At 38.3% G+C, this 10,877-nt stretch carries 9 protein-coding genes; all 9 read right to left on the reverse strand.

Annotated elements, in window-relative coordinates:
* Positions 1–2: 2 nt before the first annotated feature.
* The gene (locus AAGC65_RS08650; RefSeq protein WP_343112038.1) at positions 3–770 is read right to left on the reverse strand and encodes a hypothetical protein; all 768 of its coding nucleotides are present in this window, start codon (positions 768–770) and stop codon (positions 3–5) included.
* 204 nt (positions 771–974) lie between these two features.
* Positions 975–1,913: a phosphatase PAP2 family protein gene (locus AAGC65_RS08655; RefSeq protein ID WP_343112039.1), complete on the reverse strand. Its 939-nt coding sequence runs from the start codon at positions 1,911–1,913 to the stop codon at positions 975–977.
* Positions 1,914–1,915: 2 nt separating this feature from the next.
* Entirely contained in the window at positions 1,916–2,542 is a 627-nt protein-coding gene (locus tag AAGC65_RS08660) for a sterol desaturase family protein (protein ID WP_343112040.1), read from the reverse strand.
* A 208-nt stretch (positions 2,543–2,750) separates the two neighbouring features.
* Entirely contained in the window at positions 2,751–3,488 is a 738-nt protein-coding gene (locus AAGC65_RS08665) for a CDP-alcohol phosphatidyltransferase family protein (RefSeq protein WP_343112041.1), read from the reverse strand.
* Between the two features lie 27 nt (positions 3,489–3,515).
* Complete coding sequence (locus AAGC65_RS08670; protein ID WP_343112042.1) at positions 3,516–6,077, reverse strand: DUF5686 family protein; 2,562 nt, start codon at positions 6,075–6,077, stop codon at positions 3,516–3,518.
* A 602-nt stretch (positions 6,078–6,679) separates the two neighbouring features.
* Positions 6,680–8,002: an inositol-3-phosphate synthase gene (locus AAGC65_RS08675; RefSeq protein WP_343112043.1), complete on the reverse strand. Its 1,323-nt coding sequence runs from the start codon at positions 8,000–8,002 to the stop codon at positions 6,680–6,682.
* Positions 8,003–8,242: 240 nt separating this feature from the next.
* Complete coding sequence (locus AAGC65_RS08680) at positions 8,243–9,226, reverse strand: NAD(P)-dependent oxidoreductase (protein ID WP_343112044.1); 984 nt, start codon at positions 9,224–9,226, stop codon at positions 8,243–8,245.
* A complete protein-coding gene (locus AAGC65_RS08685; protein ID WP_343112045.1) occupies positions 9,226–10,344 on the reverse strand; it encodes a GNAT family N-acetyltransferase in 1,119 nt (372 codons plus the stop codon). Before AAGC65_RS08685 ends, AAGC65_RS08680 begins: the two co-directional genes overlap by 1 nt.
* Positions 10,345–10,449: 105 nt before the next feature.
* Positions 10,450–10,877 (reverse strand): aminotransferase class I/II-fold pyridoxal phosphate-dependent enzyme (locus AAGC65_RS08690; RefSeq protein ID WP_343112046.1); only part of this gene is annotated, 428 nt, incomplete at its 5' end.

Genomic DNA, 10,877 nt, shown 5'->3' on the forward strand with positions numbered 1-10,877 from the left:
TATTACAGTGAAGCTATCCTTTTGGTTGAGCTTGGCCTGGAGGTCTTTTTGCTTTTGGAGATATATACTTTTTTTTTGACGATGATAGAATCCTTTTTCCTCATCTGGATGGAGTCGCGGGCAGCTATACGGGCCATACTATCTATCTGGGCCTTGTGTATGCTATCACTTATTTCCTGATGCCTTTGTATAGCGAGCGAGGCTTTGGTAAACTCTTTCATCTGCCGGTACAATGCGGCGTAGCCCAATTGAACATCCATTTCACTTTGGAGGCTTTTGTTTTTAATAGAAAGCTTCAGCGCCTCGTTTAAATCGCCCATTGCAAATTTATAGTCTTCCATGTCACCTTTGATGGCCGAAAGTTCGATGAGAGAGGCTATTACATTAGGGACATCCTTGCGGATGCGCGATATGGAGTTTGATTGTAGGGTAAACCATTTAGCCTGAATGTATTTGCGCTGCAACCGGTAAATTTTTGATAAGTTATTATAACAGGTTCGTAAACCAAGTGAATCTTCAAGGTTTGAGTAGTTATGCAGCGCCAGCATGGTATAGTTTAATGCCTCAAGCTGATTAAGAAATTTTAAACGCCTGCTGCTGATGCTGTCATTTTTTAATAAATACTGATTGGCTATATCTACGTAAACAGGGCCTTTTAATGAATCTTTGGTGATCTGTAATTTTTGCTTCAGACTATCCAGTTTATCGGCATGCGCAGATAATTGAAACAAGGTTAACAAAATAAACAGGCTAAGGATAAGTTTCTTCATGTATAGATTATCGAACGTTCGGCTAATTCCATAATCTTCGTCAAATAGTGTGCCTGTTATTTGTGCAATGATCTGTGCGTAACAACAATACCGAAATTTTGTGTTGTTTAATTGCAAAAAGGATGATTCTGGCTTTGAAACTAAAGCTCAATTATTATTCAGCGTTCTTTAAAAACTTGATAGGATACTTAAACTGTATAGTAATCAGGATATCACCTGTTCATACCTGGTAATAAAGCTTTGCAGTGATTTTATTTTACTAATGAGTAAATTGAAAAGCGCGATACCTATGCAGGCACAGGTTATACCAGCCAGCACATCTAATACATAGTGGTGGCTCGCGTATACCGCCGTGAACCATATACCAACCATAACCGTAGCAAAAATAATATTAACCCAGCCCAGGCGGTTTTTAATGGCATAATACACTACAATAACCGGGTAGGAGGAGTGCAGAGACGGCATAGCAGCAAACACGTTAGATCCTTTGGTATAGATGGATTTAAAGATCCCCGCATGAAAGTAGGCATCAAACCGGGCAAGGCCTGCTGTATTGCCTGCTGTTAACGGCGTAAATTTAAAGCCGTGATATTGAATATACCAGGGTGGCGCGGCCGGGAAAGTGTAGTAAACAACAAAACCGAGCAGATTAACCAGTACAAAGGTTAGTGAGAAATAAAGGAACTGCCTTTTATTTTTGAAAAACAAAAATGCTGCAAAACCAAGCGGCACGGGTATCCAGCACAAATAAAAAATTCCTGTTATTACATCAATAGCTGTTTTACTATGCAACTTCCAGTATTCGTTAGGGGTTACACGGATACCATTATCGTTTATGCCGAACAGATGCTTTTCCAGGTTATACAGATCGCCTATATGAACGGTGTTGAAATTGTAGTTGGGGAAAGCCTTCATGAAGTCGAATATCACCCAGTAAACAATGAATATAGTGAAACCCAGTATAAACTTGCGGGTAATGGCCGACGCGTAAAAAAGTACGTTGAATATCAATACCAAGGTAACCTGGTCTGACTTATAACCGATCAGAAAGCGTGAAAGTAGTAAGTAGGCTATTGAAAAAAGAGAAACAATCAGTACCGTTTTTGTATTAATTGTTAGGTTTTTATTCGCGGTACTATCCACAATTATTTCTTTATAAAGCCTGAACGGAATATTTTATCCCAAAAAGGAGAACTTACACCATAACCTTTTTCAGGATCCTGATAATGGTGCAACATGTGGTGTTGTTTTATTTTTTTGAATAAGCCGCTTTTAAAGTTAAAATGATGCATGGCATAGTGTGATATATCATAAATCAAATAACCTAATATAAAGCCCGGGAAAAAGCCCCAGATATAATTTACAGGTAACAAAGCTTTAAACAGAAAGAAAAAACCTGTAGCTAATGGGATACTTAATGATGGGGGTAATACCAGGCGTTTGGCATCACTTGGGTAATCATGATGTACACCATGCATTATAAAATGCAACCTTTGCGCCCAGGCCCAGTTTTCATTTGGCTTGTAATGGAAAACAAAACGGTGCATAATGTATTCAACAATTGTCCAGATAAAGAGGCCTGCAATAAACAATCCGACGTATAGTAAAAAATCAACCTGAGCGTCGAAAAAAGATTTATAAGTACAGTATAAAATTACCGGAACAAAAATATACAGGGGTACGGTATAATGAACTTTTGATAAACTTTCTAAAAAGTCGCTTTTAAACATTCTCACAGACTCCTGTGAATTGGAGATATAATTCTTTTTCATAGCATATCAGGTTTTAAAATGTTTAACTATTTCTCTGCCTGTTATTTATCTGTTTTGTGTACGGGTAATAATGCCCTTTATCTGAAAGGAAACAATGATGCAATTTTAACAAAGATCTTTTGCACTGTAAATACCTTTATTTTATTGTTACGAAGATATGATATTTTGGCCTTTAGTTCTGAGTTTAATATTCAGATCTGCCTTTTTATTATCTTTTGAAATTTTCTTTTTCAGCTTTTTCAGCCTCAATAAGAGCTCTTTTGGCTTCTCTTAGCCTGTTAAATGCGGTGATGTTGGTGAGCACAGCAAGTATCACCAGTGGTATGGTAAATATAGAAATGGTTTCAAAAACATGAAATTTAATGCCTGGTACAAACAGTTTATAATTACCACCAATATACTGTGCTACAATACCACTTAAAGCTGCACACAAGCCTATGGTTACCACACGCTCTGGCCTTTGCATTAAGCCACCTTTAACCTCAACACCCAGGCCCTCCGCACGTGCCCTTACATAACTAACCATCATAGAGCCAATTAAGGCGATAAACGCGGCTATAGAACTTAAAAAATAGTGATGAGCAACTAAATAATAGCAGATGCCCAAAAACATGATCAGTTCGCTGTACCTGTCCAGCACAGAATCATAAAGAGCGCCAAAGGTCGATTTCATGTTACCCAAACGAGCCACCTGTCCATCAAGCATATCAAACAAGCCCGCGAATAAAATTAAGCCGCCTGCCCAGCCCACGTAGCTCAGATCGCCGCGGTTACCTTCTTCAGCTCCTAAAATAAATATTGCTGCTACACCCACATTTAATACAAATCCTATTGATGTAACCGCGTTAGGGGTTAAACCAACTTTGATCAAGATTTTTACAAAGGGATCAATAACCTTGTAAATACCTAATTGCAGGTTTGTTCTTAATGATGTTTGCTGTTCCATTTTTGTAATTATTATGAATATACAAAGTTAAAAATCAAATTTAACCCTCACACGGATACCGTCTTTTGGTACCTCAGGATGGTCTAAATAATTAAATCGCCTTACATAATCAATCCGTATAAATTTAAATATATTTTCGATACCAACACTACCTTCTGTGTAAGGAGTATTACCCAGTGTATAGGTAATTGGCACACCCTTACCATCAAGGGGAAGCTGGTACAAATCAGGGTGTAACGCCGGATTATTTTTGTTGCTCAAACCGCCATAAAGTATTTTTGCCGAAAAGACTTCGCGCCACTTTAATTTTTTAAGCAACGGTATTTTATTAAAGAAAAAACCGCTGAAATGGTGGTCAATCCTAAAGCTTTCATAGTGATCACTTACAAACTCCAGAAAGTTCATAAGGTTGTACGAATCCAAGTCATAGGCATAAGTTTGATTAGCCTGGTGGATAGTTAACAATGGAAAAGGTACTGAACCGAAAATTTTACCAGCGGCAAAGCTAAGATCGGAGTAACCTAACTGTGACAAATATAAACGCTTATCAACCCTGAAATCAAGTTTTTGATAGTTATACTGGCCATTAAAAAGATTTTTGACACCAGCAGCGTAATCAAGTTCAAGAGTTGGATATTTATTAGGGATAGGTATCCTATAAATTTTACCCTGATAAAACTCTTCATGTGGCGACCAGCGAATAGTACCTGTGAGTTCGGTAGTAGTAAGATCGTTTACCACGTTAGGCTGCCCATTTATGATGTTATTGAAATACAATGAACCCGCTGGCGCTTGTTTCCAGTTTTTGAAGCCTGCACTGAACGATAGGTGATTTTCGAGCTCATGCACATAATCAAATCTATAAAAATCGTTGTACAGGAACTTGTCATTTATCCCGCGTTTAAATGACAGTAAAAAGTTATCTTCCTGAACAAATTGCAAATTTGCTCCCGGTATTTTAGTATCTTTTTGATAACTGGCTCTGATATAGTTTTGCGGGAATTTGTAAATAGTCTTATTATTGAGCGAATACGTTGCGCTTAAAAAGTACTTCCACTTTTCATCTTTAAAACCATAGGCGGCATACGTTTCAAAATAGTAACGTTTGCTTAGTTCAGGAGTGGTACGGCCACCGATCCTCAGTCTTAAGCCCTCAACCGGATTAAAGCTATAAAATGTATTGGCAGGACCTATCTCAAATTTTCCAAAGCCTTTATAACCAGCTAATAACAATGTGGCAATATCCATAGTACGCTTGTACGATGGCATATTCCTGAGGCTGTCCACATTCTTATATACCTTTGATTCGGCTGTGCTCAGGGTATCCAGGCGGTTACGCTCCCAAAACTCCGCGGGGCGGGTTTTAGCCTCATCCTGCGATTCTTCGCTTTGCTTGGTGTAGGCTGTATCTGGTCGCTGATGATTAACTACATAGTTTCCGTAAGTAATAGTTCGCACCCCAAGCAGCCCACTCTTACCTTCTTTTTTAGTAGCCCCGAACTCCGCGATAGTACTGCTGCGGCTCAGGTGATAGCGATTATCCGGATTTTGTTCAAAATCAAGATCAACCTCCATAGAACGTATAAAGTTGATATTGATATGTTTGTTGATCTTTAATACCGCTTTTTGAACCGCGTAGTTACCATCAAGGGTAATGTATATCATACCTTCAAAAAGTACGTCGGTACTGTTGCGTGGGGTAAAGCTCAGTTCAACCAGTTTTTGGTTTTTGGCATCAGTAATGGTATCAGTGATGAAGAATTTATAATAGTTTGGAGAGTTGTTTGATATCGGGCTCAGAAACTGGCTGGTTATCAAAAATATATCATTGCCGTAAATATCAACCTTGTTATACAGGTGTTTGAAATATTGTTTAACACCTTCATTATCAACAGCAGGGCCAAAATTTACACCACGTTGTCCTAACACAATTTCGCGTGTTTTTTCCGGGTCTTTACGATAGTAGTTTTGAGATAGTTTTTCATCCAGATATACAGGTAATATGGATTTACCGGGCAGGATTGTACTGTCGCGGTTATCAATGATAAACTTGTATTTTTTGAAAAATTTGCGATCGGAGAACTGGGCGGATACGTTGATAAATCCGAACATCATTTTATCATATTCGCGATATTCAACGTAGTTATAAGCCTCGGGCCTGTTTTTCTCTTTGTTTTCAATAACCTTACGGATCAGTTCAACTGCGGGGTTATCCTTATTACGGTATTTAGGCTTTTTGCCTGATTTAACAACCACCTCATTCAACTCTTTTGAGGCTGGGAAGAGTTTGACATTGATCACTTGCTCTTTACCGGGTTCAACCGCTAAAAAAGCATCTTTGTAACCTAAAAAAGATATTTTGATTTGCTTGTAGGATTGATTGGTAGTAGTAAGCCGGTATTTTCCGTTGTTATCAGTAGCAACACCGGTGGTAGTACCATTAAAAGCAACTACAACATAAGGCAGGGTTTGTTTATTGCTTGCATCAGTAACAACGCCTGTAATAACAGTATTTTGCGCAAATAATGATGAAGCAGAAAAAAAGAGTATTAAAGAAAATAAACTTTTGTAAAAATTTTTAAAATTCATGTACTTTATGCAATTATGCAAATACAAACACCTTGGTTGACTTAAACCCTTATTACCTGTAGCAAAATTATTAATTCAAAGCACAGATCACATCAACACTTCATCCAGCCTGATATTTCTAACACTAATACCTGCAAATATTACACTAAAGCCTGTTTTTGCATTGGCATAATTATCCCTCTCAACTTGTAACTGCGCTTCAAAGGTAGAAAAATTTATTACAGACTAATGTGGTCAAAAAGTCAAATATTCCCGCAAACTATGTCAATTAACCACCCCGCCAGCAAATATTTACGCTTTAATTATATTAGTCTCTAACCAACCTTTATTTGCTTTATTTCATTAATTTATTAAGTGATATTAATTTTGTTGAATCGTAAAATATTGATTTTTAAATCTATAGAAATATTACTTGCTTAGTGTATAATTGGAAATTAGTGTTTAAACAGGTAATTGGTGCCACATGTTATAATCAAGTAAGACTACAGATATAATTGTCAAAACGATAAATGATCAGGTAATAAACAATAATAGCAAAAAAAACAACCGGTTGTATATAGATAAATTAATACACAACCGGTTGTAATTAGCAGGCAAAATATTTATGCTTCGGCAAAGGCTTCTTCATAATAATCCAGACCCAGGTGGGTGATCAGATCTTCGCCCATAAGGTAACGCAGGGTGTTCTCTAATTTGATCAGTTGTTTAAATATATCATTCTCCGGTTGCAAGCCTTCGGCGGTTTGTGGAGATTTGAGGTAAAATGATAACCATTCCTGGATACCGCTCAGGTTGGCTCTCTTGGCAAGATCGCAGAATAAAGCCAGATCAAGCGCGATAGGGGCCGCTAAAATGGAGTCGCGGCACAGGAAATTGATCTTGATTTGCATTTTATAACCTAACCAACCAAAAATATCAATGTTGTCCCAGCTTTCTTTATTATCGCCGTGAGGAGGGTAGTAGTTGATACGGATTTTATGGTAAATGTTTCCATAAAGTTCCTGGTTATCCTCTGGTTTAAATATATCTTCCAATACGCCCAATTTTGATACTTCTTTGGTTTTAAAATTATCCGGATCGTCCAATACCAAACCATCGCGGTTGCCTAATATATTGGTTGAAAACCAGCCATTAACACCTAAAGAACGAGCTGCTAAGCCCGGAGCTAAAATAGTTTTCATGAGCGTTTGTCCGGTTTTAAAATCTTTCCCGGCAATTGGGGTTTGAGTTTCTTTGGCGAGCTCAATTAAAGCCGGAATATCCACCGTTAGGTTAGGGGCCCCATTTGCAAACGGTACGCCTAATTTTAAAGCGGCATAAGCGTAAATCATGCTCGGAGCAATTAATTTATCATCATCAATTAAAGCCTGCTCAAAAGCAGCGAGGCTTTGATGAATAGCAGATGCTTCATAATAAATTTCGGTAGATCCGCACCAAACCAGAACAACACGGTCCAAACCATTTTCTTCCTTGAAGTTTCTAATGTCTTGCATTACCTGCTGTGCCAGCTCATAACGGGTGCCTTGTTTTACGTGGGTACCATTAAGGTTTTTAGCGTAGTTTTTATCAAACGCGGCTTTCATAGGTTTAATAGCCTCTAATTGTGGTTTAACGGCATTTAATAAGCCTGGTTCAAGCACTTGTGCATTTGCGGCAGCCTGATAAACATTATCCTCATAAACATCCCACCCGCCAAAAACTACATCATTGAGGTTGGCCAAAGGCACAAAATCTTTGATTTTGGGACGGCGATTTTCTGTTCTTTTGCCTAAACGGATATGACCCATTTGTGTAAGTGAACCAATTGGCTGCGATATGCATTGTTTTACCGCTTCAACTCCTGCGATAAGGGTTGTTGCTACTGCTCCTAAACCAGGAATCAGAATACCCAGTTTTCCCTGGGCTGGTGTAATTTTCATTTTCATTGTACTTGTTTTTATTTTAAATTATGAAGGCTAAACTGCTGTGCTTATACCTTGAGATTTTAATCCTTTGAATAAATAGTATCTAATCATGATTTACTTAAACGTTTAAGTAAATAGGCAAAATAGTGAAATTCATCTCCCAGGTGAATTGTTAGATACTTTACTTAAACGTTTAAGTAAAATAGTCAAGTAAAAAGCGCTCTCATTTTTCATTGCATTAATTAGTTGTTTTTTGTTGGGTTAAAGCCATTTATTGGCCTTATACCAGGTTAGTGTTTCGGTTAAACCTTTCTGTAAGTTATATGCCGGATAAAAGCCAAGTTCGGACTTTGCCTTTTCGTTGTCGCATGACCAATTTACAGCCATGAGCTCATCTATTTTTTCGATGTTAACTACAGCAGCTTTATTTCTCAAAGAACTTACTTTTTCTGATATAGCCGCTATAATTTTTACAAAATTTACAGGCAAATGAAACTTTAGGGTTTTAAGGTTCAGCACATGCTTGGTAATATCTCCCAGTTCATACCTGCTATAAAAGCTTCCGTCGCTCAGGTTAAAGGTTTGATTATTCCCTCCATATAATGCTTTAATAGCAGCGTTGGCTACATCTTTTACGTAAATAAAACTCAGCTTTTGCTGTGAGCTACCTATATAAGGCTCAATGCCTTTTACCAGCTGCTTAAAAAATATAAATATGCCGGTATCCCTTGGCCCATAAACGGCCGTTGGGCGCAATATAGTATGACTAATGTCTTTAACTGTCCTTAACTGTTCTTCGGCAAGTAATTTGCTGCGCCCGTAGGCTGTTACAGGGTGGGGGATGGTAGCCTCGGTAATGATACCGTCCAAAGTCATAAGCGGGCCAATTGCGGCAAGGCTGCCAATAAGCACAAACTTTTTTAAGTTACCGCCAACCAGGGCAGCAGCTGATGCCAGGTTGTAAGTGTTTGTAGCATTGATATCATCATACTCTGCCTGCGACCTGGCCGATGTAACACCGGCAGCATGAATAATATAATCGGGTTTAATATCTGTGAGCTGTTCTTTTAATACAGAGAGGTTTTTATAATCAAGATTTACATACTTTATATCAAAGCCCATCAAATGGTCGGTCTGGCTTTTGCCGCGAATGGCTGCATAAACTTCCAGATTGTTTTGGAGGGCTGCTTCAATTAAGTGGTAACCTACAAACCCGCTTGCGCCGGTTATTAAAACACGCTCCATTATATTTGCTTTTCGTATAGCCTGTATTTTTTATACGGGTCGCCATTTATAGCCTGTATGGCACGGTTCACCATATCATTGTGTTCCAGTGTCCAGCCGGCTTCGGCTTGTTTCATACCCTTCTTTTTGTACTCTCTGATGATAGTACCATATAAACAGGCTTCAATACCCATTTTACGATAGCCTTCTATAACGCCCAGTGCATATATACGTAGGCTTTGTATTTTTTTGCGTCCGAAAAGTAATTTAAAAATACCGGTAGGCAACAAACGCCCCCTTTTAATTTTTTGAAATATCTCGTTATAGTTTGGTAAGGCTAAACCAAAGGCAACTATTTTGCCTTCCTGCTCGGCAACTAAAACAAAATCAGGATCAAGGATCAGTTTAAGATCTTTGGCCAGGTAATCAAACTCATCATCAGACAAAGGCACAAATCCTTCGTTATGATCCCAGGCCGAGTTGTAAACCTCGCGTAGTTTAACAGCTTCTTCCTGAAATTTTTTTAAGTTGATGGTACGGATAACAATGTTGCTGCGTTTTAAGCGCTCTTCCAATGAGTTTAAAAGTCTAACCGATTTATCATCATAGCTTTTATCATCCCAGTGCCAGGCAATCAGATCAACATTCTTTACAAAGCCTAATCCGTCAATCAGATCGGCATAGTAAGGAGCATTGTAGGTTTGCATTAAAAACGGTGGTGTATCGAAACCTTCGATCAACAAGCCACAAGGCTCATTGGTTGAAAAATTAACCGGGCCAATAAACTTATCGGTTACCCCTTTTTGTTTAAGCCAGTCGGCAGCGGTTTTAAAAAGGATTGCAGCAACTTCGGTATTATTAATGCAGTCAAAAAAACCAAAAAAACCATCATTGGCATTGTTGAATTTGTTATGCGCGTTGTTCAGTATCGCAGCTATGCGGCCAACAATTTTATCACCGTCATAAGCTAAAAAGGTTTGTAATGTATTATGTTTATGAAATGGGTGAATGGTAAGTAGATCCCTTTGTGCAATAAACAATTCCGGAACATAATTAGGATCATGTTCATACAAGTCATGCGGAAAATCAATAAATGAAGCTAATTCTTTTTTAGAACTAACGGTTACTATTTTTATCATGAGTAGTATTATAAAATGGAGTAATGCAAAAAGGGGGAGAAATTTAAAGGCCCGCGGGCAACAGCACAAAACTGTTTACACGCGGGCATCTTTTTATATTTTTAATTATATGTTTTCTTTAATTGAGGCCACACCTGCTTCTTTGAAAACTTTAGCAAGTTTTTCAACAGCTTCGTCAATTTGATCAAAAGTGTGGGTAGCCATTAATGAGAATCGTAACAATGACGAATCTGAAGGTACGGCTGGCGAAACAACCGGGTTAACAAATACACCTGCTGCGTGCAGTTGTTTAGTTACAAAGAAGGTTTTTTCATTATCACGTACATATATTGGCAGGATAGGGCTTTCGGTAGGGCCCAGATCAAAACCTTCTTCTAACAGAAGTTTTTGAGCGTAGTTGGTATTATCCCAAAGTTTTTGGATTCTTTCGGGTTCTGATTCGATGATGTCCAATGCTGCAATTACACTGGCAACAGAGCCTGGAGGCATACTTGCGCTAAACATCAATGAGCGTGCGCGGTGTTTAATATAAT

The sequence above is a fragment of the Mucilaginibacter sp. genome (genome assembly GCF_039207105.1).
Taxonomy (GTDB): domain Bacteria; phylum Bacteroidota; class Bacteroidia; order Sphingobacteriales; family Sphingobacteriaceae; genus Mucilaginibacter.